The sequence below is a fragment of the Methylophaga frappieri genome, assembly GCF_000260965.1.
Lineage (GTDB): Bacteria > Pseudomonadota > Gammaproteobacteria > Nitrosococcales > Methylophagaceae > Methylophaga > Methylophaga frappieri.
The window spans coordinates 1,327,706-1,353,982 of the sequence record NC_017856.1 but is presented as its reverse complement, the minus strand read 5'-3'; the positions used below and the strand labels follow the sequence as shown (position 1 = coordinate 1,353,982).

Genomic DNA, 26,277 nt, shown 5'->3' with positions numbered 1-26,277 from the left:
ACTCACGGAGAAAATTTATGTCGCGTGAAGTGATTCACACTGCGGATGCCCCCGAAGCAATTGGCACATACTCTCAGGCTATCAAGGTCGGTGATGTCGTTTATCTGTCCGGGCAAATTCCCTTGGTTCCCGAGACGATGACGGTTATTGAGGGGGATTTTGCGACGCAGGCAAGACGGGTTTTCGATAACCTGTCAGCAGTCGCCAAAGCCGCGGGGGGCAGTTTGCAGGATGTTGTCAAACTGAATATCTATTTGACGGATCTCAGCTATTTCGGCACGGTCAATGAAATTATGGCTGAGTATTTTCAACAGCCCTATCCGGCGCGTGCGGCAATTGGCGTGGCATCGTTACCCAAAGGGGTGCCGGTAGAAATGGACGCGGTGCTCCATCTCAGCAGTTAATAACGCGCTGAGTAACGGCCTTGAGCCAAATCACTCTGCAAGCATCGGTAACGGCGCTGCGCGGCGTTGGTGAAAAACTGCAACAAAAACTGAATAAACTCGGTATCACCCGGGTTAGTGATGTGTTATTTCACTTGCCGTTGCGTTATCAGGACCGCACCAGACTGGTACCACTGGGCAGCTTGCGCATGCAGCAGGAATGTCTGATTGAAGGTGTGATTAATCTGTCGCAAATCACTTATGGCCGGCGGCGCGCTTTGTTGTGTCATATCGGCGATGGCAGTGGCAGCCTGATACTGCGTTTTTTCCATTTTGGTAAAAGCCAACAGCAGCAGTTAGCCAAAGGCCAACGAATACGTTGTTTTGGTGAAGTTCGACAAGGCCCATCTGCACTGGAAATGATTCATCCCGAATATCAATTATTACCAGCGGATGAAGTCATCCCGGTTGCGGCCACATTGACGCCAGTTTACCCAACAACCGAAGGGCTACATCAGCTGACCTGGCGTAAATTAATCGCGCAGGCATTAACGGTTCTGGCGGAGAGCGCTATTAAGCCGTTGCCCGATGAAATGGCAAAACAGTTTTCGTTATTGGAAATTCCGCTTGAACACGCATTAAAACTGGTTCATCAGCCGCCACCAGAGGCACCAGTTACCGACTTGGTTGCCCGCCAACATCCAGCACAGAAAAGGCTGGCATTTGAAGAGTTATTAGCGCATCAGCTCAGTATGCGTCAATTACGACAACAGTGGCAGCAATATCAGGCGCCCGTCTTAACAACAGATTCCGCTTTGTCAGCATCGTTTCTTTCGGCGTTGCCTTTTTCACTGACTGTCGCACAACAACGCGTCGTCGGGGAAATCTATGCCGATCTGCAACAGCCCATTCCAATGCAACGTCTTGTTCAGGGAGATGTGGGGTCGGGCAAAACCGTGGTTTCTGCACTCGCGGCGATTGCTGCTGTTGCCGGCGGTTACCAAGCGGCGATCATGGCGCCGACTGAGTTGTTAGCAGAACAGCATTATCAAACTTATAAGCAATGGTTGTTGCCATTAGGTGTCTCGGTTGGCTGGTGTTCTGGAAAACAGACGGCTAAACAACGCCGAGACATGCTCGCCGCTTTGGCTCAGGGAGAAACGGATGTCCTGATTGGCACGCATGCGTTATTTCAAGATCAAGTGCAATTTCAACGTTTGGCCCTGGTCGTGATAGACGAGCAACACCGGTTTGGTGTGCACCAGCGTTTAGCTCTGCGTGACAAGGGCCATCAGACTACAATTTATCCGCACCAATTGGTAATGACGGCAACGCCAATCCCAAGGACATTGGCAATGACGGCTTATGCGGATTTGCAAGTGTCGATTATCGATAGTCTGCCACCCGGTCGTCAGCCGGTAACCACCGTTGTGGTAGCGGATAACCGACGTCAGGAAGTGATCGCCAGAATTCATGCGGCGTGTCAGCAGGATCGGCAGGTCTACTGGGTTTGCACCCTGATTGAAGAATCAGAACATTTGCAGTGCCAGGCCGCAGAGCAGACCCTTGCCGATTTGCAGCAGGCTTTACCAGACTTGCGGCTCGGCTTGGTTCATGGTCGCATGAAGTCAAATGACAAAGAGGCGATAATGCAGCGGTTTAAAGCCGGTGAAATCGATCTTTTGGTGGCGACCACTGTTATTGAGGTGGGTGTGGATGTGCCCAATGCCAGTTTGATGGTTATTGAAAATGCCGAGCGACTCGGGCTGGCACAATTACATCAGCTTCGAGGCCGGGTCGGACGAGGCGAGATAGAAAGTCATTGCGTGTTGCTTTATCATCCGCCGCTCTCCGAAAATGGATCGGCACGATTAACCTGTCTGCGAGAAAATCAGGATGGCTTTGAGATTGCGCGCCGAGATCTGGAAATCCGGGGACCTGGTGAATTATTAGGCACACGACAAACCGGTTTGCCTCAGTTTCGAATAGCGGATTTGTTAGCCGATGCGATGCTTCTGGATGATATCAGCGCGGCAGCGGACAGACTGATGTCAGCCTATCCGGAACAGGTGCCAGTATTAATCAAGCGCTGGTTTGCAGAAAAAATGAATTTCGGACAAGTATGAGAGACTTTAGCCATTGGTATCCGCGTTTTAAAGGGCAGTTGCCAATATCATTGGCGACTTGGTTGCAGGCTCGTGGTTCCCTAACTGCGCGTCTTAAGGGAGTCAGTCAACAGGGTTTTTCAGTCAATATACAGCGTTGTAACTGGCAGTATCCCATCGTTGATGAAGCGCTTGCATTGGGGACTAAGCACCATGCAAAAGTGTTTTGTCGTGAAGTCTGTCTGATGGATGGCGATAAGCCGCAGGTCTTTGCCCGAACAATCGTGCCTCAAGGGAGTTATCGTCAACTTCAACGTCGTCTGCAACGTATCGGCCGGAATTCTCTGGGGGATTGGTTATTTCGAACGCATGGCGTGGCGCGGGGGCGTATCATGATCAGTAAGTTGCCGGTGAATCATCGTCTTTGTAAGCAAGCCTGCATGGCTGCTGATATCCGTCCACAGCAACTCTGGGCAAGGCGTTCGGTGTTCGATTTTAAAGGATGCCAATTACTGGTCAGCGAAGTATTTTTAACGAATCAGTTTGGAAAACCAACGTGAATCTATTACGGCATTGCTGGCAATTAACCCGGCTAGATCGACCGATTGGCATTTTGTTATTACTGTGGCCAACGCTGATGGCTTTATGGATTGCCGCAGAGGGCGTGCCTGATGCACAGATCCTGTTGATCTTTGTTGCAGGTGTGGTTCTGATGCGAAGTGCTGGCTGTGCGATTAATGATTTTGCCGACCGACATGTTGATGGCCAGGTCTGGCGTACCGAAAACCGCCCACTTGCCACGGGCAAGTTGCGTCCCTGGCATGCGGTAATGGTGTTTATTATATTGACCTTGATGGCTTTCCTGTTGGTACTGCAACTCAATCAGCTGACCATACAGTTATCATTGGTCGCGGTGTTACTGGCGTTTTGTTATCCCTTTATGAAACGTTATACCTATTTTCCACAACTGGTGCTCGGTATGGCGTTTGGCTGGGCGATTCCCATGGCTTTTGCTGCCCAGACGTCATCGGTACCAGCAATTGCCTGGTTACTGTTCGTTGCCAATATTGTCTGGACGATCGTCTACGACACCTTTTATGCCATGGCGGATCGGTTCGATGATTTGCAGGCAGGGGTGAAGTCGACAGCAATTTTATTTGGCAGTCAGGATCGTCTTATTCAGGCCGGACTGCAGGGGGTATTTTTGCTGTTAATGCTTTTGGTGGGGTGGCAATTATCGTTCAACGCGCTGTTTTATTTGGCGATCGTGATTGTCTCGGCATTATTCGGTTATCAACAGTGGCTGATTAGAGATCGTGAGCCAAAAGCGTGTCTGCAAGCATTTTTGAATAATAATTATGTTGGCGCGGTGTTGTTTTTTGCCGTTGTTGCACATTACGCCTTTGCCGGATGAAATGGCCACTCAGCATGAGTTTGATAAGCGCCTTGTTGTTGGCGTCTCTCGCCTCAGCGACAGAAATATATCGGCATGTTGATTCGCACGGCAACATTGGATTTTCAGATCAGCCCCGGGCAAATGCTGAGCGTGTTGATATCACACCGATATCCAATCGGTACCGGTTTCAGGTTCGGCGTGTTCATGATGGCGATACCGTCATATTGGGCAATGGCGAAAGCGTCCGCTTATTAAATATCAATGCGCCCGAAGTTGAAAGTGGGGTGAGTGTGGCAGAGCCACAGGGGCAAGCGGCACGTGACTGGTTACGTCAGCAAATAGGCAACGGCCCGGTATGGTTGCGTTTTGATGTTGAGCGTCGGGATAAATATGACCGACGTTTAGCGCATGTTTTTCTTGAAAATGACCGTCATCTAAATCTGGAATTATTGCAGCAAGGCTTGGCTTCGCTAACAATACACCCGCCAAATCTGCTATACGCTGACGCAATGCAACAGGCAGAGCAACAAGCGAAAGCAGCGAAAATCGGTATCTGGAATGGTCAGGATTATCCGCTTCGTCAAGCGAAGTCAGAGTTACCCACTAGCGAACGACGTGGCTGGCAGCGCTGGCGTATTACAGTAGATAGCATCCGGGAGACCCGAAACGATATCTGGTTGATGGCGGGTGACAATCTGAGCTTACGGATAAGTAAACAAAATCGACATCTTTTTGCTGATTTGAATAGTTATCTTGGTCGTCAGTTGGAAGTGACAGGATGGCTGTCACGTCGTGGTAATGAGGCTTTTATTCTGGTGCGCCATCCCAGTGTGATTACAAGTTCTGATTGATTTTTTTGTAATCCTGACGCCGGAAATTTTGAACGTTACGGCGCCTGATGGATGCGATTACGCCCAGAGATTTTTGCCGCATACACCGCCTGATCTGCGGCCTGCAACAATTGATGGCTGGTGTGAATCTGATTGCTATGGTTCATAGTTGCCAGCCCTATCGATAAAGTTATTTGTATCTGTTTATTGGCATTAACAGCAAAAAATTGTTGTGACAGGTGAATACGCATGCGTTGTGCAATATCCGCTGCGGCGTTGGCCGGTGTATCAGTTAACAGAATGACAAACTCTTCGCCGCCAAACCGTGCCAGCACATCTGTGCTGCGTAAAAGCTGATTGAGTAAACTGGCAACCTGTTTGAGTACGGCGTCACCGGCTGCATGACCGTATTGATCATTAATCCGTTTGAAGTGATCCAAATCCACAAACAAACAGGAAAGCGGCGAATGTTGTCGTTTAGCACGGCTCACTTCTTCATCAATCCGCTGATCGAAAAAACGACGGTTGTTGATACCCGTTAAAGGATCGCGGAGTCCCACCAGTTTGATCTCTTCGTGCAACCGCGTGTTTTCCAGACAGGCCGCAACTACCGCCGCCATATGTTGTAAAAACTGGCTACCAATATCGGGCTGGAACCGACTGGCGTTACGACTGCCAAGATTTAAACTGCCAATCAGTTTACGTTGACGAATCAGGGGCAGCAGCGCAACGGAACCCAGGTTGGGATGGTCCGGAAATAAACGACTATGCTGATCTGCAGAAAATGAACAAAGCCTTGGCGTGCGTTGTAAATTGAAATACTGATCCAGCGTAGCTTGGGTTTCGGTAAATATCAGCGTTGACTGCCATACAGAGGGCAATACCAAGCCTTCTATCAGTCGTCGGAAAGTATATTCGGGATCAAACAAAAGCAGCGTGACACTGGTTAGCTGAAAACGTTGGACGTGTTCTTCCAGAATGAGTTGCAATAAGGCCTGCAAGCTACTGCAATTAAGCAGGCTTAATTCATATTGTTGAAAGTGTGTCTGTTTGCGTTCATTACTTTTGGCGATGCGGAGCAGGGCATCCAGCCGGTCTTGTAGCGTTGTTGCATCTTTTCGCATCAGGCAGCCTTGTGGCTGAATCAGGAGATATTGCTAATCATGGCGTATGGCGCGGGCAATTGTCCAGACATCCAGCCGTTTCACACCAGCCTTGCGCAGGCAACGCGCGGCTTCAGAAACCGTGTGGCCAGTCGTATAAACATCGTCGATTAGCACAACATGTTGCTGTTGTGCTGCTGTCAGTGGTTGACACTGAAATGCATTTCGCAAATTACGACGTCGTTGAGAAAAGGCAAGATTACTCTGCGGTTGGGTTGCACGGACGCGCTGCAAGAGATGATTAGCAACAGGCCTATTCAGTAACCGACCAAGCCGTTGGCTGATATCCGTTGCCTGATTGTAGCCACGATAACGCAAGCGGCTGGTGTGCAATGGAATAGGCAGAATCAAGTGTGGCAGATCGTGGCCTGAACGACGTACTTTCTCAAATAGTAACTGGGCAAATAATGGCTGTAACGCCAACTGGGAACGAAATTTATACGCTGTCACTAATTTGTCGGCGGGCCAAATGTAATACAAGGCTGCCAGTGTGGTATCCTGCGGCGGCGGAGATTGCTGGCAAGCGCCACAAACACCGTTGTTGGGCAGAGGGGCTGCGCAACGTAAACAGGCGGTTGAAGTGTGCGGTAAATCTGCCAGGCAGTCGTTGCAAATAATCTGCGCTCCCGCCGGTGCATGACACAGGAAACACGGATTTGGCATCCAGATGTTGTATAATCTTCGCAATCGATGCGCCGTTGTGGCAATAAAGTCCTTGGCCATCCCCGTTAATCCATTAAGCTGAAAAAGACCATGTCCAAGACTATCACAGAACCGACTCCCGTCATCCGTCATGACTGGCAAACCTCTGAAATAGAAGCCTTGTTTGACTTACCGTTTGCTGATCTGATGTTTCAGGCCCAGACGCTTCATCGACAGTATTTCGATGCTAATGCCGTGCAAATCAGTACCTTGTTGAGCATAAAAACGGGAGGCTGCGCTGAAGATTGTGGTTACTGCCCGCAAAGCGCGCACCACAAATCTGCCGTCAAAGCGGAACCCTTGATGCCATTGGATAAAGTGCTCGAGTCCGCAGCGCAGGCCAAGTCTACCGGTGCCAGCCGTTTCTGTATGGGTGCCGCATGGCGAAACCTGAAAGACCGGGATGTGGATCGGGTGGCAGCCATGATCGAAGGCGTCAAAGATATGGGACTGGAAACCTGCGTCACGCTGGGTATGCTGGAAGCACATCAAGCGAAACGCTTAAAAGATGCCGGGCTTGATTACTACAACCACAATCTGGACACCTCACCCGAATTTTATGGTGAAATTATTTCGACGCGGACTTATCAAGATCGTTTAGATACATTAAGTCATGTTCGTGAGGCAGGCATTAATGTCTGTAGTGGCGGCATCGTCGGCATGGGGGAAAGTCGTCGGGATCGGGCTGGTTTATTACGGAGTCTGGCCAATCTGTCAAGTCATCCTGAAAGTGTGCCAATTAACTTGCTGGTTCAAGTTAAAGGCACACCACTTGATGGCATCAAAAATCTCGATTCTTTCGAGTTTGTTCGCACGATTGCGGTGGCACGCATTATGATGCCCAAGTCTTATGTCAGGTTGTCTGCAGGTCGGGAAAACATGACTGATGAATTGCAGGCGATGAGCTTCCTGGCTGGTGCTAACTCTATTTTCTACGGTGAAAAATTGCTGACCACTGATAACCCGGCAACAGAACACGATCAAAAACTGTTCCGCCGGTTAGGTATCAAACCACTGGAAATTGTGCAGCATACGGATAAACACTGCTCCGCTGCTTAATTAACGATGGCCCAGTTGCCATGGCACAAAAGTCTTCAGCAAGCACTGGTTCAGCGGCAGACTGACGGATTATATCGATATCCCCGTCTTCGACAGGGGCCACAAGGCGTTAACGTCAAAGTTGATGGTCAGGCATTTATCAGCTTTTGCAGCAATGATTATTTGGGCCTTGCCAACCACCCTGAAGTCGTCAAGGCATTTCAAAAAGCGGCAGATCAGGAAGGCGTGGGGAGTGGTGCCGCGCATTTACTGACTGGACACAGCCAGTATCATCATGAGTTAGAAATGGCGTTAGCGGCGTTTACCGGCCAGCAAAAGGTGATGACATTTGCGACCGGTTATATGGCTAATCTGGCTGTGATTGATGGTCTTATGAATCGGGGTGATGTGGTTATTCAAGACAAACTTAACCATGCCTCTTTGCTCGATGGCAGCCGACTGAGTCAGGCAACCCTATACCGATATGCGCATAATGATATGGCCAGTTTGCACCAGCGTTTACATCAGACAGCGAATATCGAACGCAAGTTGATTGTCAGTGATGGTGTGTTCAGCATGGATGGCGATATGGTCGCTTTGCCCGAACTGATGGCATTGGCGAAGCAACATCATGCCGGTGTGGTGATTGATGATGCGCATGGACTGGGCGTGGTCGGAGATGCCGGCAAAGGCACCCTGCAATATTTTGCCGATCAAATTGCTGAAAAGCCGATTTTAGTCGGTACTTTCGGCAAAGCCTTTGGCACAGCAGGGGCGTTTATTGCTGCCGATGAATTGATTATTGAAACGTTGACACAGCATGCACGGAGTTATATTTACACTACTGCGCCACCCCCGGCGATTGCTGCGGCTACGCTTGCGGCGTTGCAAATAAACCAACACGACGATGCTTATCGGCAACGATTGCAGGCCAGAATAGAGCAGTTCCGGCAAGGTGCATCACAGCTCGGTTTAAAGATCATGGCATCGCAAACTGCAATTCAACCGATTTTGATTGGCGATGATAAACAGGCACTCAAGTTAGGTCAGCAGTTAGAAGAACATGGCATATTAACCGGCGTGATTCGACCACCTACGGTACCAAAAAATACGGCAAGACTTCGTATTACCCTGTCCGCCGCACATACTGAGGTGCAGGTGAATCAGTTGTTGTCAGCATTGGAACAATGCCATGTTCATTGAGGTGACCGGGCAGGGACCGGATATGGTGTTAGTTCATGGCTGGAGCATGAATCGTCATGTCTGGCAACCAATCAAGTCCTGTCTTGAAAATGACTTTACGCTACATTGCGTGGATTTACCTGGCCATGGTGATAGTGACTGGCAGGAAGGTGACTTTGCGGCTGAAAGGCTGCTAGCTCAGCTAGCAAAACAACTCCCATCGAACGCGATTTGGGTAGGCTGGTCACTGGGTGGATTGATTGCGCTGCAATTTGCGCATGCCTTTCCGCAACGGGTCAGCCAATTGATTATGCTGGCAGCAACACCGAAATTTGTGGCAGATGCAACGTGGCACACCGCCATGCCTGCCCGGAATTTTGCTGATTTTTCGGATGCACTGGATCGGGATCCGCAACAAGTGATGCAGTCATTTTTGTTGTTGCAGGCACGTGGGGCACAACAGGCGCGAGAAACAATCCGGCAGTTACAGACGATCATGATACAGACACAACATGCGCACCCTTCGGCCCTGACAGCAGGACTTTCCCGTTTGGAAAAAACAGATGCCAGAACCGCATTGGCTGAATTGGCTATGCCGGTGGGATTGCTGTTAGGCGCACAGGATAATTTGATTCCCTCCTCACTGGCTGTGGCGGCGCAACAATTAAATCCTGATTTGCAATGTCAGATCATTGATGGTGCCGGCCACGCACCGTTTTTATCGCACCCAGCGCCGACGCTGGCGTTCATTAGAGAACAGGTACATGACTGAACCGCGTCCTGATAAAAAACGCGTTGCGCAATCGTTTTCAGCCGCAGCCCGGTCTTATGATGATGTCGCCGTGTTGCAGCGACAAACGGCAGATGAATTACTGGACAGGCTGGGCTTATTACGAATACAGCCGCAACAAATCATTGATCTGGGCGCGGGAACCGGACGAAATCTGCCACTACTCAAGAAACGCTATCCGAAAGCGGATTTATTAGCCGTCGATATTGCGCCGCAGATGCTGGTTCAGGCGCAGCAGAGAATGCAGACTGGCTGGCGACGATTTGTGCCAGACAAACGTTTGGCCTATCTGGTTGCTGATGCTGAATCGTTGCCACTTAAAGCAAATAGTGTGGATTTGATTTTTGCTAACCTGTCATTTCAGTGGTGTGATCTAACAAAAGTATTCGCTGAGTGTCAGCGTCTGCTTCGTCCCGAAGGCGTGCTTATGTTTACTACGTTGGGTCCGGATACGTTGATTGAGTTACGGCAAAGTTGGGCAGCGGTAGATGCCTTGCCCCATGTGAATCAGTTTCTGGATATGCACGATGTGGCGCAGGCCATGCAGGATAGCGGATTACAAGATGCGGTTCTGGATGTCGATCGGCATCAGTTAGGCTATCCGGATGCCAGAAAGATGATGCGTGATTTAAAATTGCTGGGCGCGCGTAATCAATTACCGGGTCGGCGTCGTGGCTTGACCGGCCGGCATCGCTTACAGGCAATGCTGGCGGCCAGTGAACAGTTTCGTCTGGCTGACGGTCAGTTACCGGCAACCTATGAGGTGATTTATGGTCACGCTTTTTCGGTTGATCGCTATCAGTCAGTTGCTGCAGATGGCAGTGTACATGTCAGTTTAGCGCAGTTGAAAGGGCGGTTATGAGCAGCGGATTTTTTATCACAGGAACAGATACTGAAGTGGGGAAAACCCGAATCAGTGTTGGATTGATTGAAGTCCTAAAACAACAGGGGCATCGTGTTGCTGCGATGAAACCGGTCGCCAGTGGTTGCGAGCAGACGGCAACCGGATTGCAAAATGAGGATGCACTCGCATTACAGGCTGCGGCATCGGTTCGGTCACCGTATAGTCAACTCAATCCATATGCCTTTGCGCCGGCTATTGCGCCACATATTGCCGCGTTACAAGACGGCGTGGAAATTAATCTGACGAACCTCGTCACGCACTACCAGCAGATCGCTGAGACAGCAGATGTTGTCGTCGTTGAAGGCGCGGGAGGCTGGCTGGTGCCGCTCAATCGGCAGCAGACAATTGCCGATCTGGCCATTGCCTTGAACTTGCCCGTTATTCTGGTGGTGGCCATTCGTTTGGGCTGTATAAATCATGCCTTGCTGACGGCAGAAAGTGTCAGACGGAGCGGATTAACCCTGGCCGGCTGGGTAGCCAATAACCTGACAGTTGATCCCCAGCAAGAGAACATCATCGCTGCGATTTCCGAACGTATTGATGCGCCTTGTCTAGGCGTAGTACCGCGACTGGCTGACAAAAGCAGTGCTGCGGATTATTTGATGGCGCCGGTATGCTGATTCGTTATTTTTTCTTGCTGGTACTGGGTTTTTTATTATCAGCTTGCGGCAGTACATCCAAACCGAAATTGTCGTCACCTGCGGCCACTTTTGAAGACGGTATCAAGCCGGAAACAGCCGCGCGAGTCCAATCTTGGAAAAAACTGATTGCAGAAAATCGCAATCAACCTGCCCATCGACAGTTAGCGGCGGCGAATGATTTTATCAATCAGTTTGCCTTTGTTGATGATCGATTGCATTGGCAACAGGCGGATTACTGGGCGACACCACTGCAAACGATTGTCACACAGGCCGGTGATTGCGAAGACTTTGCTTTGGCAAAATACTACACCCTAACGCGGATGGGCATGCCGGTTGAACAACTGCGACTCACTTATGTTAAAGCGTTGACATTAAATCAGGCGCATATGGTAGTGAGTTATTATGCCCAGAAAAACGCCATGCCGCTGGTCCTAGATAACTTGGACCGGCGAATTTTACCGGCGACATCCAGACAAGATTTATTACCGGTTTATAGCTTTAATGAAACCGGATTATGGCTGGATAAGGCCAATACCTCAGACTATATCGATGACAGTAGCCGAATCAGTTTGTGGCAACAGTTGCAGACAAGACTGCGGCAGGAACAAGGCAATGAATCTGCTTACGTTTGTCAGTACCAGTATCGTGGCGGTAATGCTTTAGCGGGGCCAGAGCAGTGCCCGGATTAAAGGGAATTTTCTGAGGTCGATTGTTTCTGTTGTCGCAGGTCTTCTGCTTGGCGGCTCAAAGTATGTTTGACCAAGCGGTTTCGATCCGTCTCGTTCATATGCGTAAACGCCAGTCTTAAAAAACAGGACTTGTCCGGTGCTTGCTCAGCTACCGGTTCACAGGCGATAACGTTGGCAATGGCATGTACGGGCTGATTCCCAGGTAGCAAGGTCAGTTTCACCTCCAGAGCGGTATGCTTGTCGAAGCGTTGCGGACTCATCAAAGCGATACCACCCGCACTCAGATTAACAGCCTCCGTGTCCTGTTCATTGACTGGCCGCAACAAATGCTGCACCTGACTACTCAGAATGTTTAATTTTTCGTCCAGCATTCTTAATGCTCTGGCAACATCCCGATCCGTATGGCCAATCTGATCAGTCAAATGGGTGAAAGCGGATTGCAATGAGGAAAATTGCTGGCTGGGATCGGTTGGTTGCGGCGTGGCGTGCATAATTTGTTGCGCAAGCGGGGCGACCGCTGAGGAAGCCAATGGCAATAACGTAATCAAGATACGATCATTGATTCGAAAATAGGCACGGCGATCTATGCCGGTTGCTGCGCTGACATCATCCATAAACGAAACTCATTTTGCTATTCGTGAACGTATTTGATGCTATCACGATTTACGTTATAGATTTTCTGAGGCGAAGTCGGCAAGCCGCGAGCGTTCACCACGCAGCAAGGTAATATGCCCACTATGCTGCCAGTATTTAAAATGATCCACCACATAGGTGAGGCCGGATGTGGTCTCACTCAGATACGGTGTATCAATTTGTGAGACGTTCCCTAAACAGACGATTTTGGTGCCCGGGCCTGCACGGGTAATCAAGGTTTTCATTTGCTTTGAGGTCAGGTTTTGCGCTTCGTCAATAATGATGAAACGTTTCAAAAAAGTCCGGCCACGCATGAAATTTAACGATCGAATTTTAATCCAGCGTTGCAATAAATCATTCGTTGCCTGACGTCCCCAATCACCGCCGTCCGTCTTATTTAATACTTCCAGATTATCCATCAAGGCACCCATCCAAGGTGTCATTTTTTCTTCTTCGGTGCCTGGTAGAAAGCCGATATCCTCACCAACCGGGACGGTCACCCTGGTCATAATAATTTCGTTATAACGTTTGTGCTCAATGGTTTGGGTTAATGCCGCAGCTAAGGTTAACAAGGTCTTGCCAGTGCCGGCTTGTCCCAGCAAACTAACAAAATCGATATCCGGATCCATCAATAGATTCAGGGCAAAATTTTGTTCACGATTCCGTGCTGTAATGCCCCATACCGCATGTTTGTCATGTCGATAGTCCTGAATTAGCTCAATGTCGGCTGCGTCATTCGTTACCGTTCGAACAACCGCTTCAATTGCATTTTCGGTTTCCGGTGAGTAAATCAATTGATTTGGATACCAGTCTTTGACCACTTCGCCCTGAACCTGATAAAAAGTCCGCCCATCCTGCATCCAGGATTCGAGTCGATTCAGATCTTCCCAAAAACCGGCCAGCAACTCACTGGCACCGCGGTAAAGCAGATCAACGTCATCCAGAACTTTGTCGTTGTAATAATCTTCGGCACAAATACCTAATACGGTGGCTTTAATACGGAGATTAATATCTTTGGAAACTAAAATGACATTGGTATCGGTCTGAGCTTGTTGCAAGCTGATAGCAACCGCCAAAATGGCATTATCCGCCTGATGACCAGGCAGTTCTTTGGGTAAATCCTGAGCCATTTGCCGGGTCTGGAAAAATAACCGGCCCGTTGCCTCCGGTAATTCGCTGCCGCTAATACCGGGTAGAGGAATACCACTATTAATGGCATCAGTATCGATGGCTTTTAACAGTAAGTCATCCAAAAAACGACTGACTTGTCGGACATTTCGCGATACCTCAGATAGTCCTTTTTTGCCTTTATCCAGTTCCTCCAAAACGACCATAGGCAGGAAAATATCGTGTTCATCAAAGCGAAACAACGCCGTTGGATCATGCATTAGTACATTGGTATCCAAGACAAACAAGCGTTTGCTGGCGTCAGGTCGTTTAATCATCCGGAAATCATCCTCATCATGTGTTTAGACAGCACCTGATTCTGATTATGATCGAGAAAATGCCGACTGCAAAGGGCTGACAGGTGAGTGATTGAAAATACTGACATTCTTTTTTTAACTGCTTTATAAAACAGACCATTTATCCGGAATATTGGCGCTAATGAAGCTGTATTTTTAAGGCAACGGATTATCCATTCACTGGCAATGCGGTTGTTTTGATCGGTGAATTCATCACAAACGAAGTATGCACGCCGGTCACGCCTTCAATACGGGTCAGTTTCTGCAATAAAAGCTGTTGATAGGCATCCATATCTTTGACGATAACCTTGAGCAAGTAATCTGCAGACTGGCCGGTAATCAGATGACACTCCAGTACTTCGGGATATTGCGTCAGCGTTGATTCCAGTGTGGTAAAGCGTTCTGAGGTGTGTTTATCCATGCTGATGCCAATAAATGCCATCAGTGTCAGCCCGAGTTTTTTGGCATTCAGAAGCGCAACATAGCCATCTATCAACCCATTTTCTTCAAGTTGTCTGACCCGTCTCAGGGTCGGGGAGGGCGATAAACGGATCGCCTCTGCTAATTCTTGATTTGATAGGCGGCCCTGTTTTTGCAGTATCGTCAAAATCTGCTGGTCGTAGCGGTCAAGTGGTTCAGTCATGATATGCATAAAACCCTTTATTAAAGGCAATAAATGTCATTAATTTATTATAAATTAGCATTTAATGCTTTAATTTAGGCTTTATAAAGATTTTTTGCAATTTAATTTTCAGGTTGTCTGTTTATAATAATGTCATGCCTGAAACCGGCTACTGCCACGCCAAAAGCGTGATGTGCATCGGCGGACTCAAAGGTTGGCAAAACTGACCGAGAGACGCAGGAAGCATCAGAATTTACCCTGTTCTGATGGCGCATGGTGACCGGTGACCGACATGAATTTAAAACGTGTTGTTTTCAGGCAAATTACCTACTCAGGAGAGGATCATGATCGCGCAACCGCAGGATAAATATCGTCGCTTTAAGCCCATTGAATTAAGCGATCGGCAATGGCCAAACAAGGTGATTTCACAACCCCCTGTTTGGATGAGTACAGATTTGCGTGATGGTAATCAAGCACTTATCGACCCGATGTCCGTTGAAACCAAACTCCGCTTTTTTAAAGCGCTTGTGGCAATGGGGTTCAAGGAAATTGAAGTGGGTTTTCCTTCTGCTTCAGAAACGGATTTCAATGTGGTGCGCCGCTTGATTGAAGAAAATCTGATTCCAGATGATGTGACTATCGAGGTTTTGACACAAGCACGGGAAGATTTGATTGAGCGTACCGTTAAGTCATTAAAAGGCGCCCGACGAGCCATTTTGCATATGTACAATCCTACCGCACCGGACTTTCGGGAAATTGTTTATCGCACCGACAAAGCGGGTGTTCGCGGTATTGCCGAACAGGGCACGCGTTGGGTAAAACAGTATACGGCGCAACAACCTGAAACAGAGTGGGTTTATCAATACTCTCCTGAAGCATTTTCATCGACAGAATTAGAATTTGCCAAAGAGGTATGTGATGCCGTGTCTGCTATCTGGCAGCCGACGCCTGCTCAAAAAATGATCTTCAATTTGCCGGCAACCGTGGAGATGTCAACACCGAATACCTATGCTGATCAGATTGAGTGGATGCATCGAAATTTGAATAATCGTGACGCCATTGTCTTGAGTGTTCATCCGCATAATGACCGTGGTACCGCCGTTGCGGCAGCTGAGTTAGCGGTAATGGCCGGCGCCGATCGGGTAGAAGGATGTTTGTTTGGTAATGGTGAGAGAACCGGTAATGTCTGCTTGGTCACATTGGCTTTAAACCTGTATTCACAAGGGATTCATCCGGGCTTGGATTTTTCTAATATTGATCAGATCCGGCAACTGGTTGAGTCCTGTACCAATCTGCCGGTACATCCTCGGCATCCTTATGCTGGCGAGTTGGTTTTTACCGCGTTTTCTGGCTCACATCAGGATGCAATAAAAAAAGGCTTTGCTGCACAAACGGCGAAGAGTTTATGGAATATCCCTTATTTACCGTTAGATCCGGCTGATTTGGGGCGCAGTTATGATGCCGTCGTTCGAGTGAATAGTCAGTCAGGTAAAGGTGGCGTCAGTTTCTTATTACAACAGCAGGCGGGGTTTGAATTGCCGCGGCGGCTGCAAATCGAGTTCAGCAAAATTGTGCAACTGGTCAGTGATGAAACCAGTAAGGAAATTAATGCATCGGCAATTTATCAGCTGTTTGATGAGGCTTATTTACAGGTCAATCAGCCTTATACGTTTCGTTCCAGTAAGGTCAACGATGATAATGAAGAACGCGTGACAGCTGATATTAGCTTACAACATAATGGCCATCAATTGACCTTGAGTGGTCAGGGTAATGGTCCATTGGATGCGGCAGCAGTCGCTCTGAGCCACCACTTGGGCGAGGCAATTACCGTCGTCGATTATCACGAGCATGGTATAGGGTCGGGTAGTGATGCCATGGCCGTTTGCTATGTCGAACTCAAAGTTGGTCAGGGCAATCCTGTGTTTGGCGTCGGCCAAGATAAAAATATCAGTCGTGCTGCAATCAAAGCGTTACTAAATGGCATTAATCGAGTGCTGCAATAACGCTTTAAAATGCCAACGATATTTATATTGTTCGGAATCAGGCGTGTGGGCTAATTTGCCTGCACGCCTGATTCATTTTCTGTGCGGTGTGATGCCGAATCACGTTGGCATGCTGTGCGATAATGAATGTCCGATTGATTAGGATCAGGATATGGATGCCATTAATACGCTGTTTTTGTTCAGCGGGTTTCTTATTGCACTAAGTATCGTTGCCAGCCGATTATCCTCGCTGTTTGGCTTGCCTATCCTGATCATTTTTCTGGCATTAGGCATGCTGGCGGGAGAAGAGGGGCTACTGGGCATTGCATTCGATAATTACGCTTTAGCCTTTGTCATTGGTCACCTCGCACTGGCGATGATTCTTTTGGATGGTGGGCTGCAAACCCGCTTATCGACCTTTCGGGTGGGTTTTAAACCGGCCTTGTCTTTAGCCACTTTTGGCGTGCTATTTACCAGCGGTATTGTCGGTGGTCTGGCAATGTGGATCTTCGATTTGTCTTTGCTGGAAGGGCTGCTGATTGGTGCGATTGTGGGTTCAACCGACGCGGCGGCGGTTTTCTCTATGCTTAAAGGGCAAGGGATCACTATCAATGAGCGGGTCAGCGCCACCTTAGAAATTGAATCGGGTACCAATGATCCGATGGCGATTTTTTTGACCATCATGTTGATTGAGTTACTGACAGGAGAAACGTCGGGCTGGCAATCGGCTTTTTTATTTTTGGTGCAGCAGTTTGGCTTAGGCGGGGTAATTGGGATTGGTTCAGGCTGGTTAATTGCGCGCTTACTGATAAAGCTGGATTTAGCGCCGGGTTTGTATTCCCTGCTGGCATTAGCACTGGCATTTTTTGTGTTTGGGCTAACCAGTTCATTGGGCGGAAGCGGGTTTCTTGCGATTTATCTCTGTGGTTTGATGATTGGTAATCAACCTGGCAAACACCTCACTCATATTTTACCGGTTCATGATGGTTTGGCCTGGCTGAGTCAGATTGGATTATTTTTGGTATTGGGCATGTTGGTCACACCAAGCGAGGTGTTGACCTATGCTGTTCCGGCTGTGCTTATTGCTTTAGCACTGATATTCATTGCCCGGCCGCTGGCCGTACTCATCTCCGTCAAACCTTTTTTTAAATTTCGCTGGCGGGAGATTGGCTTTATTTCCTGGGTTGGGCTACGTGGTGCGGTACCCATTGTATTGGCTATCTTTCCGGTTATCGGTGGTGTTGATAATGCCGCGTTATATTTTAATGTGGCGTTTGCCGTCGTGCTGTTGTCGTTGCTGGTGCAAGGGTCAACGTTATCGCCGGTTGCCCGGTGGTTACAGGTTGCTGTACCCAGAGGACGTTCACCAGATCAACGCGGTGCATTAGGGATTTTGCCTGAAAATGATTTTGAAATGTTCGTATACAAAGTCGATAACCCGGCACTGGATGAGCAGCAAATCCGATTATTACGGTTTCCTTCTGGCACCTTGATCTCAGCTTTATTCAGGGAGCATCACATGTTGCATCCCAAGGGCAGTACAACACTGAAACTGGGCGACACGCTGTGTGTTATCAGTCGGAGCGAAGACCTGCCAAAACTGAATCAACTCTTTAATGGCGATGCGAAGTTGCGTCAGGCTGAAGCCTTTTTTGGAGCCTTTGTGCTGAATGGGGATGCCTTGTTACGTGATGTTGCCAAAGCCTATGGTTTAACTGTCAGTGACAACGAGCAAGAAACCACACTAGCGGAGTTTATATCGCGTCGCGTTGGTGGGCACCCTGTGGTCGGTGATGATGTGGACTGGCATGGCATTCACTGGGTCGTGAATGAAGTCGATGGTGACAAGATTCAAAAAGTCGGGATGCGTTTGTTTTAGGCTGATTGAAGCGCTTTGCAAAGCAGCGGGTATGTTAAAATCAGCGGCATTTTCAACACTATATTTTGACAGGAAAAGCATTTGACCACGGTTTCTCAACAAATACAGCAACTGCTTGAACAGCGTATTCTGGTTCTGGATGGTGGCATGGGCACCATGTTGCAAAGTTATCAGCTCAGTGAAACTGATTTTCGCGGTGAACGCTTTGCCGATCACCCGTGTGACGTAAAAGGCAATAATGATCTGTTGTCGCTGACCCAGCCACAAATTATTCGTGATATTCACCGTGCCTATTTTGAATCCGGGGCAGATATTGTTGAAACCAATACTTTTAACGGTACCGCTATCGCAATGGCGGACTACCAGATGGAATTCCTGGTTTATGAGTTGAATAAAGTTTCAGCGCAGCTTGCCCGAGAAATAGCCGATGAATTTACTCTGGCCAACCCACAAAAACCGCGTTTTGTCGCGGGGGTACTGGGCCCCACTAACCGTACCGCCAGTATCTCGCCGGATGTCAATAATCCAGGATTTCGAAATGTACATTTTGATGAGCTGGTGAACACCTATCTTGAAGCCATTCGGGGGCTGGTGGATGGCGGCGCTGATCTGCTGATGGTTGAAACGGTGTTTGACACATTGAATGCCAAAGCAGCGGTTTTCGCGATTGATACATTTTATGAACAGCATCAGGTGCATTTGCCGGTCATGATTTCCGGCACGATTACCGATGCCAGTGGCCGAACGCTGTCAGGTCAGACAGCAGAAGCCTTTTGGAATTCATTAGCACATGTCCAACCGTTGTCTATTGGCTTGAACTGTGCATTAGGTGCCGAGCAGTTACGCCAATATGTTGAAGAGTTGGCAACCATTTCGACCAGTTATGTCAGTGCGCACCCTAATGCTGGCCTGCCCAATGAGTTTGGCGAATATGATGAATCGCCAGAAACGATGGCTGGCCACATTCGTGAGTGGGCCGAGTCCGGTTTCTTAAATATAATTGGCGGTTGTTGTGGCACCACGCCAGGCCACATCAAGGCGATTGCGGATGCTGTGTCTGATCTGCCGCCTCGGCAACGTCCAGAAAATCAACATCATTGTCGGCTCAGTGGATTAGAGCCGCTCAATCTAACGCCGGACAGCTTGTTTACTAATATTGGTGAACGGACGAATGTGACGGGATCCTTGCGGTTTGCCCGCCTTATCAAGGAAGGCGATTTTGACACGGCACTGGATGTGGCTCGTCAACAGGTTGAAAACGGCGCACAAGTCATTGATATCAACATGGATGAGGGCATGTTGGATTCGCAGGAAGCGATGGTGACTTTTCTCAACTTAATTGCGGCAGAACCAGATATTAGCCGGGTGCCAATCATGATCGACTCATCGAAATGGGAGATCATCGAGGCCGGACTGAAATGCATACAGGGTAAAGGCATTGTCAATTCCATCAGTCTTAAGGAGGGAGAGGACAAGTTCATTGAGCAGGCCAAACTGGTTCGACGTTATGGTGCGGCTGTTATCGTCATGGCATTTGATGAACAAGGTCAGGCTGATACCCGGGCACGTAAGCTGGAAATATGTACGCGAAGCTATCAAATCTTGACGGAAAAGCTTCATTTCCCGCCAGAAGATATTATTTTTGACCCGAATATTTTTGCCGTCGCCACCGGTATTGAAGAACACAATAATTATGCGGTGGATTTCATTGAGGCCACCCGTGATATCAAACAGACCTTGCCACATGCTCGGGTAAGTGGGGGGGTATCCAATGTCTCGTTTTCATTTCGCGGTAATAATCCGGTTCGTGAAGCTATCCATGCTGTTTTTTTATATCACGCCATTAAGGCCGGTATGGATATGGGCATTGTTAATGCCGGGCAATTGGCTATATATGATGATCTGCCGGAAACGCTTCGTGATCATGTAGAAGATGTCATTCTCAATCGCCGTGATGATGCGACGGACAGGTTGTTAGCGATCGCGGAGGAGTACCAGGGCGGGGGGGCAACCGAGAAAAAAGAAGATTTAGCCTGGCGTGCGTGGCCGGTTGCCAAGCGACTTGAACATGCCTTGGTTAAAGGCATCGCCGATTACGTTGATGAAGATACCGAAACTGCGCGTCAACAATATGACAAACCCCTGGAAGTGATTGAAGGGCCACTGATGGACGGCATGAATGTCGTGGGTGATTTGTTTGGCGAGGGCAAAATGTTCTTGCCACAAGTAGTGAAATCAGCACGGGTTATGAAAAAGGCGGTTGCTTATCTGATGCCTTACATTGAAGCAGCCAAAGAAGAAAATGACACCAGTAAAAATAATGGACGGATTCTACTGGCGACGGTGAAAGGGGATGTTCATGATATCGGTAAAAATATCGTCGGTGTCGTTTTACAGTGCAACAATTTTGAGATTATCGATTTGGGTGTGATGGTGCCGGCTCAAACGATTCTCGATACGGCTAAAAAAGAACAAGTCGATATTATCGGTTTGTCTGGGCTTATCACGCCTTCACTTGAAGAAATGGCTCACTTAGCAAAAGAAATGCAGCGATTAGAATTTGCATTACCGCTCATGATTGGGGGCGCGACCACCTCTTTGATTCATACGGCAGTTAAAATCGATCCCAACTATCAAGGTCCTGTTGTTTACGTTAAAGATGCGTCGAGAGCGGTCGGGGTGGCACAAAGCCTGGTGAGTAAAAGTGCTCGTGATGCGTTTGTTAGTAAAACCAAAGCGGATTATTTAAACAAACGCGAGCAACACCAAGGGCGTAAATCCTCGCGCCGCTTTCTATCAATTGAAGCCGCTCGTCAAAATAAAACGCAGATTGACTGGGCGAATTATCAACCCATTGAACCACGCCATCCTGGTATTCAAATTTTTGATGACTACCCACTTACGGAGTTAGTTGATCGGATTGATTGGACACCTTTTTTTCAGTCATGGGAGCTGGCAGGCCGCTACCCACGGATATTAAAAGATGAAATCGTCGGTGAGCATGCCACGCAATTATTTCGTGATGCGCAAGAAATGTTACAACGCATCGTAGAAGAAAAGTGGCTTCAAGCAAGGGCAGTGATTGGCTTATTTCCAGCCAATAGTATCGATCATGATGATATTGAGGTTTATACCGACACCCGTCGCCAGCAGGTCAGGATGACCCTGCACTCACTGCGACAACAGGCCGAGAAGCCGCCGGGTCGTCCCAATGCGGCGTTAGCGGATTTTGTTGCACCGAAAGAAAGTGGCGTTGCCGATACCATTGGCGCCTTTGCGGTCACGGCGGGGATCGGCATTGAGGAACATATTGCGCGATTTGAAGCAGATCATGATGATTACAATAGCATCATGCTCAAAGCATTGGCTGATCGACTTGCAGAAGCATTAGCAGAACGCATCCATGAACGGGTTCGCAAAGAGTTTTGGGCCTATGCTGTGGATGAGCAACTCGATAATGACGCGTTAATTAACGAAAAGTATCGTGGCATCCGCCCGGCGCCGGGGTATCCAGCCTGTCCGGATCACACCGAAAAGGGCCTGCTTTGGGAGTTATTGTCTGTTGAGGAAAACATTGGTATGACCCTCACAGAGAGTTATGCGATGTTGCCAACCGCAGCGGTCAGTGGTTTTTATTTTGCGCATCCGGATGCACGTTATTTCGGTCTTGGCAAAATCAATGAAGACCAAGTGGTCGATTATGCCCGTCGTAAAAACTGGGATTTACCGACTGCTGAGCGCTGGCTCGCACCCGCTTTGTCTTATGATGGGAGTGACTGATGCAAGACGACATTATTGAGCTGCAAACCCGACTTGCTTTTCAAGATGGCATCATCGATCAGTTGAATCAGGTCGTGACGCGTCAGCAAATTCAAATTGATCGTTTGCAACGTCAATTGGAAAAGCTGAGTGGGCAAGTTGAAAATCTCCATCAAGCTCAGTTAATTCGTCAGGCTGACGAATCACCGCCACCACACTACTGATTCTCTGATGTCGGATGCCGTCCATCGATTTAGTCTATTTTGCGAAGGGGATAGTGAGTCGCTTGGTCAGCGTATCAAACAGCTTCGCGATTATCCCGATCAGGCGAAAATAGTCTGGTTTGCCGCCAAAGCGCATCCGCAGCAAAATATTCTCAGTCAGTCTCAGGCAAGCCAATATCTTGGTCAAGAAACCGATCTGCTTATTTTTGATGCCAGTGAGATCTGTCGGGCTGATGCTTTAGCTGCAGCTTTGGGGACGCTGAGAGGTGGCGGCGTTTTTATTATGCTGTTGCCAATAGAAACAACCAGCCGTTGGATGCGGCGCTTCAAGCAGCTTGCTGAACAGGCAAGCAGGCATACAGATAAAATCATCTACTGCAAGTCTGACGCACCTTGGCCAGAAATACGTCTGACGCCGCTGACGCAAACCGAATTTCAGTTAACGCAAGATCAGCAACATGCCTTACAAGCAATCCAGCAGGTTGCATTTGGACACCGGCGGCGACCATTGTTAATGATGGCAGATCGGGGGCGCGGCAAATCGGCTGTATTGGGTGTTGCGGCTGCGAGTTTATTGAGGCAGGGAAAATCTCGATTATTACTGACAGCGCCGTCTAAACTGGCTGTTAAAACGGTTCTGCAACATTATCAGCGTGAGTTGGAAGCGCAGGGTGCCAGGTCTGATAACAACAAGATGGCGTTGCAGTTTATTGCGCCAGATCAGTTGCAAGCAACGCTGCCAGTAGCGGATGTGTTATTAGTCGATGAAGCGGCGGCCTTACCACAAATTTTGCTACAAAGTTGGCTTAAGCATTACGCCCGCATTATTTTTTCCACCACTTTGCAGGGGTATGAAGGCTCTGGTCTCGGCTTTAAAACGCAATTTAGTCAAATTTTAAATCGAGACGTGCCAGGCTGGCAGCAACAGAAACTCATCACTCCTGTTCGCTGGCAGGCTGGAGATCCACTCGAACAATTCAGCTATCGAGCATTGTTATTAAGTACCGAACTGGAAAGAAGCCACCAGGCGGTTAATTTGCAAGCTGAGTTATCTTGCGAACTCGTAACCTCAACCGAATTGAGCACCAATCCGGCGCTGATGGAGCAGATATTTGCGCTGTTAGTTTCGGCGCATTATCGTACGCGACCATCGGATTTACAGGCCTTGTTGGATGATGAAAATCGGACCATTTGGGTGCTGCGTGATGCCAGGCAATGTCTCGGGGTTTGTTGGCTAAATCGTGAAGGGCCGCTCGATGAGGCGTTGACGCAAGCCGTTCATAAAGGCCTGCGCCGCTTGCCGGGCGAGCTGTTACCGCAAAGTTTATTAACGCATGCGGGTGATAGGCAGGCTGGCAATTTGCGTTATCAACGTATTATTCGGATTGCCATTCATCCAGCGTATCAGCGACAAAATCGTGGCAGCGATCTGGTGCGTCAACTATTGTCCAAATTGCCATCCGATACCGACTTGATTGGTTGTAGCTTTGCTTTACAGGCGGGTATTTATCGTTTTTGGCAGCAACTCGGTTTTGTGCCGGTTAGATTGGGATTGCATGAAGACACCATGAGTGCGGGACGGGCCGTCATTATGCTCAAATCCTGTTCAGTGGCAGGTGACGATCTAATTGCGCGATTGCAGCAACGTTTTGCGGAACAATGGCCAGAGTTATTGCCCCGTTATTTTGCGGATTTGCCTTGCGAGTTAGTCAAACAAATCACCACTGATTTACCCCAAATAGCGCAGTCTTTATCCGAGGCGGATAAAGCGGATATTAGCAGCTTTGTAACCGGTCAACGCGCATTGGAATATAGCTTTGTGCCGCTTCGAAAACGATTGTGGCAGCAGTTGCCGACGGCGGCGTTTACGGCGTGTTCTCCCTCAGCGCAGGCCATGCTGATTCAGGTGTTACTCCAACAGCAACCGATCACGGATGTGTGTCGATACCATCAATTAAGCGGGTATAAGACGCTACTCAGTCAGTTACGACAACACTCAGCGTTGCTGATGCCGGACTAGATACACATCGCCTTTGTTGTCTGTTTCTATATTTAATCGGGTTAATGATTGGCCTCGACAGGGGCCAGAAATACACAAACCATCATCTGGGTTAAACAACGCACCATGAACACTGCATTCAATGTGAGTGCCTTCTAGCGACATAAAAGTATCGGGTTTCCAGTTAAGTGGTACACGTAGATGTGGGCATAAGTTCAAATAGGCATAAATAACGCCCTCAAATCGCATAACAAACCCGGCCATTTGACTGTCATCCACCGTGATTTCAAATTCGCGCGCTTGGTTTTCTTTCAGATCAGCCGCGTGGCCGATGTAAAAATGATCAGTCATGGTGGCTATCCAGAATGCGTCCCAAACCTGAAAAACCATGTTGTTGACACTTAAGTGCAGCCAGTTGGTTTGCGAAAATCAGACTATCTCGTAATGTGTTGTTTTGCAGAAAACCATGAATGAGGCCGGCGTTCAGGCTGTCACCGGCGCCCAAGGTGTCAACGACCTTGTTTAAGGGCACAGCGGACACGTTATAGATTTGTTGGGCAGACTTTCCCCAGACACCGGCTTCGCCCCAACTACACGTGACGTTGTCCAAAGTGAGCGTTTGCAAAAACGATTCTGGTTCATTGTGCCCCATGGCCTGAGCAAAAGGCTTGGAACACATCACCAAACTAGCCTGTTCGGTGAGTGACATAATCCCTTCACGGGGCTTTTCCAGTTCTACCGAACGAGGGAGGTGTGGATGGTGCTGTGCCACATAAGCCAGCATTCGCTTGGTTTCGGGGACATGGCGCCCCTCAAAGTGTATCCAGTCGTAGCCCGATAAGTCGATTGCAGCAAACTGATCGAAAGTCAGCTCTGGACAATCACGAACATGAACAATGGTCCGACTGCCATTGAGGCTGCTGACGGTAATATACGAGGTTGGCATTTTGCCTGTTTGCAGACGAGGACAATGTGCGTAACCAATCTGGTACTGATCAAACTCAGTTAGAATCAGTGCCAGATCAGGCTCATTGATTAACACGCCGGCGAAATCAACAGTATGACCTAACTGGCTGAGTACAACGGCTAAATTAGCCGCATTACCGCCGCGCCGCTGCACTTGGGATAGGGCTCTGACTTCATCGTCTTCAGAGGGGTAAGCGGCGACCTGGTTGATAATGTCCAGCGTCGTAATGCCAACCGATAAAACTCGCGCCACAATAACGGCGTGGCCTAGATATCGCTAAAAATATTGCTCACAGACTGCGTGATATCATCGATATTACCGGTACCTTGAACCGTATGCAGCTTCTGTTGCGACTGGTAATAGCCAATCAATGGCGCTGTCTGATCCTGATATACCTTGAGCCGATTACTAATGGTTTCGGCATTGTCATCCTGACGCTGAAACAGTTCTCCGCCACATTTGTCGCAGATATTTTCAGTTTTGGGTGGGGATAAATGGACATTGAAAATCGCACCACAGTTTTTGCAGGTACGACGCCCCGTTAAACGTTGCATTAACTCTTCAAATGGCACATCAAGCAGTACAACGCCTTGCAATGGCTGACCCAACTCATTGAGCATGGTATCCAGTGCTTCGGCTTGAGCAATGTTGCGTGGAAAGCCATCCAGAATATAGCCTTGTTGCGCATCGCTTTCTGATAAGCGCTCGCGAATCAGACCAATCACGATGTCATCTGAGACCAGTGCACCGGCATCCATTGCTGATTTCGCTTTTATACCTAACTCGCTTCCCGCAGCGACGGCAGCACGTAATAAATCCCCTGTAGATATTTGCGGAATGCTGAATTGCTGGGATAAAACTACGCCCTGTGTGCCTTTGCCGGAACCCGGTGCGCCCAATAATACCGTTCTCATGATTGCCTCGTT

The 26,277-nt window shown here is 48.6% G+C and carries 24 protein-coding genes; 16 read left to right on the top strand and 8 right to left on the bottom strand.

Annotation, left to right across the window (positions count from 1 at the left end; all coding sequences use genetic code 11):
* The first annotated feature begins 17 nt into the window (after nt 1-17).
* From Q7C_RS06325 to Q7C_RS06305, 5 genes are read left to right on the top strand one after another with little or no spacing between them, the layout of a single operon-like run.
* The gene (locus Q7C_RS06325) at nt 18-404 is read left to right on the top strand and encodes a RidA family protein (protein ID WP_014703894.1); all 387 of its coding nucleotides are present in this window, start codon (nt 18-20) and stop codon (nt 402-404) included.
* Nucleotides 405-424: 20 nt separating this feature from the next.
* Nucleotides 425-2,509 (top strand): ATP-dependent DNA helicase RecG, encoded by a 2,085-nt coding sequence (gene recG / locus Q7C_RS06320; RefSeq protein WP_014703893.1) that lies wholly within the window; start codon nt 425-427, stop codon nt 2,507-2,509.
* Nucleotides 2,506-3,048 (top strand): chorismate--pyruvate lyase family protein, encoded by a 543-nt coding sequence (locus Q7C_RS06315; protein WP_014703892.1) that lies wholly within the window; start codon nt 2,506-2,508, stop codon nt 3,046-3,048. Before recG ends, Q7C_RS06315 begins: the two co-directional genes overlap by 4 nt.
* A complete protein-coding gene (gene ubiA, locus Q7C_RS06310; RefSeq protein WP_014703891.1) occupies nt 3,045-3,902 on the top strand; it encodes a 4-hydroxybenzoate octaprenyltransferase in 858 nt (285 codons plus the stop codon). The genes Q7C_RS06315 and ubiA overlap by 4 nt, the downstream gene beginning before the upstream one ends.
* Nucleotides 3,903-3,916: 14 nt before the next feature.
* Nucleotides 3,917-4,735, top strand: a complete 819-nt coding sequence (locus Q7C_RS06305; RefSeq protein WP_014703890.1) for a thermonuclease family protein — start codon at nt 3,917-3,919, stop codon at nt 4,733-4,735.
* Between the two features lie 35 nt (nt 4,736-4,770).
* Here the strand turns inward: Q7C_RS06305 and Q7C_RS06300 are convergent, their stop codons facing one another.
* The gene (locus Q7C_RS06300; RefSeq protein ID WP_014703889.1) at nt 4,771-5,838 is read right to left on the bottom strand and encodes a DUF484 family protein; all 1,068 of its coding nucleotides are present in this window, start codon (nt 5,836-5,838) and stop codon (nt 4,771-4,773) included.
* A gap of 33 nt (nt 5,839-5,871) precedes the next feature.
* The gene (locus Q7C_RS06295) at nt 5,872-6,672 is read right to left on the bottom strand and encodes a ComF family protein (protein ID WP_014703888.1); all 801 of its coding nucleotides are present in this window, start codon (nt 6,670-6,672) and stop codon (nt 5,872-5,874) included.
* On the opposite strand from Q7C_RS06295, the gene bioB reads away from it, so the two are divergent.
* From bioB to Q7C_RS06265, 6 genes are read left to right on the top strand one after another with little or no spacing between them, the layout of a single operon-like run.
* Complete coding sequence (gene bioB, locus Q7C_RS06290) at nt 6,631-7,638, top strand: biotin synthase BioB (protein ID WP_014703887.1); 1,008 nt, start codon at nt 6,631-6,633, stop codon at nt 7,636-7,638. The genes Q7C_RS06295 and bioB overlap by 42 nt on opposite strands.
* Before the next feature lie 6 nt (nt 7,639-7,644).
* Nucleotides 7,645-8,820 (top strand): 8-amino-7-oxononanoate synthase, encoded by a 1,176-nt coding sequence (bioF, locus tag Q7C_RS06285; protein WP_014703886.1) that lies wholly within the window; start codon nt 7,645-7,647, stop codon nt 8,818-8,820.
* Nucleotides 8,810-9,571 carry a pimeloyl-ACP methyl ester esterase BioH gene (gene bioH, locus Q7C_RS06280; RefSeq protein WP_014703885.1) on the top strand — a complete coding sequence of 254 codons (762 nt, stop codon included), beginning with the start codon at nt 8,810-8,812 and terminating at the stop codon, nt 9,569-9,571. The genes bioF and bioH overlap by 11 nt, the downstream gene beginning before the upstream one ends.
* Complete coding sequence (gene bioC / locus Q7C_RS06275) at nt 9,564-10,451, top strand: malonyl-ACP O-methyltransferase BioC (protein WP_014703884.1); 888 nt, start codon at nt 9,564-9,566, stop codon at nt 10,449-10,451. The genes bioH and bioC overlap by 8 nt, the downstream gene beginning before the upstream one ends.
* Entirely contained in the window at nt 10,448-11,113 is a 666-nt protein-coding gene (gene bioD / locus Q7C_RS06270) for a dethiobiotin synthase (RefSeq protein WP_014703883.1), read from the top strand. Before bioC ends, bioD begins: the two co-directional genes overlap by 4 nt.
* Nucleotides 11,107-11,823: a transglutaminase-like cysteine peptidase gene (locus tag Q7C_RS06265; protein ID WP_014703882.1), complete on the top strand. Its 717-nt coding sequence runs from the start codon at nt 11,107-11,109 to the stop codon at nt 11,821-11,823. Before bioD ends, Q7C_RS06265 begins: the two co-directional genes overlap by 7 nt.
* Here the strand turns inward: Q7C_RS06265 and Q7C_RS06260 are convergent.
* The 3 genes from Q7C_RS06260 to Q7C_RS06250 all read right to left on the bottom strand — a co-directional run bounded on the left by Q7C_RS06260 (nt 11,820) and on the right by Q7C_RS06250 (nt 14,562).
* A complete protein-coding gene (locus tag Q7C_RS06260) occupies nt 11,820-12,437 on the bottom strand; it encodes an MbeD/MobD family mobilization/exclusion family protein (protein ID WP_014703881.1) in 618 nt (205 codons plus the stop codon). The genes Q7C_RS06265 and Q7C_RS06260 overlap by 4 nt on opposite strands.
* A gap of 54 nt (nt 12,438-12,491) precedes the next feature.
* A complete protein-coding gene (locus Q7C_RS06255) occupies nt 12,492-13,901 on the bottom strand; it encodes a PhoH family protein (RefSeq protein WP_014703880.1) in 1,410 nt (469 codons plus the stop codon).
* A gap of 187 nt (nt 13,902-14,088) precedes the next feature.
* A complete protein-coding gene (locus Q7C_RS06250; protein ID WP_151194725.1) occupies nt 14,089-14,562 on the bottom strand; it encodes an Lrp/AsnC family transcriptional regulator in 474 nt (157 codons plus the stop codon).
* A gap of 323 nt (nt 14,563-14,885) precedes the next feature.
* Here Q7C_RS06250 and leuA point away from each other — a divergent pair, with 323 nt between their 5' ends.
* The 5 genes from leuA to Q7C_RS06225 all read left to right on the top strand — a co-directional run bounded on the left by leuA (nt 14,886) and on the right by Q7C_RS06225 (nt 24,405).
* The gene (leuA, locus tag Q7C_RS06245) at nt 14,886-16,544 is read left to right on the top strand and encodes a 2-isopropylmalate synthase (protein WP_014703878.1); all 1,659 of its coding nucleotides are present in this window, start codon (nt 14,886-14,888) and stop codon (nt 16,542-16,544) included.
* 151 nt (nt 16,545-16,695) lie between these two features.
* Nucleotides 16,696-18,402 (top strand): potassium/proton antiporter, encoded by a 1,707-nt coding sequence (locus Q7C_RS06240; RefSeq protein ID WP_014703877.1) that lies wholly within the window; start codon nt 16,696-16,698, stop codon nt 18,400-18,402.
* Between the two features lie 81 nt (nt 18,403-18,483).
* Nucleotides 18,484-22,182, top strand: coding sequence for a methionine synthase (metH, locus tag Q7C_RS06235; RefSeq protein ID WP_014703876.1), 3,699 nt, complete (start codon nt 18,484-18,486; stop codon nt 22,180-22,182).
* Nucleotides 22,182-22,385 (top strand): SlyX family protein, encoded by a 204-nt coding sequence (locus Q7C_RS06230; RefSeq protein WP_014703875.1) that lies wholly within the window; start codon nt 22,182-22,184, stop codon nt 22,383-22,385. Before metH ends, Q7C_RS06230 begins: the two co-directional genes overlap by 1 nt.
* A gap of 7 nt (nt 22,386-22,392) precedes the next feature.
* A complete protein-coding gene (locus Q7C_RS06225; RefSeq protein WP_014703874.1) occupies nt 22,393-24,405 on the top strand; it encodes a tRNA(Met) cytidine acetyltransferase TmcA domain-containing protein in 2,013 nt (670 codons plus the stop codon).
* Here Q7C_RS06225 and Q7C_RS06220 read toward each other — a convergent pair.
* The 3 genes from Q7C_RS06220 to Q7C_RS06210 are packed head-to-tail and all read right to left on the bottom strand — an operon-like array spanning nt 24,382 to nt 26,265.
* Nucleotides 24,382-24,735, bottom strand: coding sequence for a Rieske (2Fe-2S) protein (locus Q7C_RS06220; RefSeq protein ID WP_014703873.1), 354 nt, complete (start codon nt 24,733-24,735; stop codon nt 24,382-24,384). The genes Q7C_RS06225 and Q7C_RS06220 overlap by 24 nt on opposite strands.
* Entirely contained in the window at nt 24,728-25,603 is an 876-nt protein-coding gene (locus Q7C_RS06215) for a PfkB family carbohydrate kinase (RefSeq protein WP_014703872.1), read from the bottom strand. The genes Q7C_RS06220 and Q7C_RS06215 overlap by 8 nt, the downstream gene beginning before the upstream one ends.
* Before the next feature lie 14 nt (nt 25,604-25,617).
* Nucleotides 25,618-26,265, bottom strand: a complete 648-nt coding sequence (locus tag Q7C_RS06210) for an adenylate kinase (protein WP_014703871.1) — start codon at nt 26,263-26,265, stop codon at nt 25,618-25,620.
* Between the last annotated feature and the right edge of the window lie 12 nt (nt 26,266-26,277).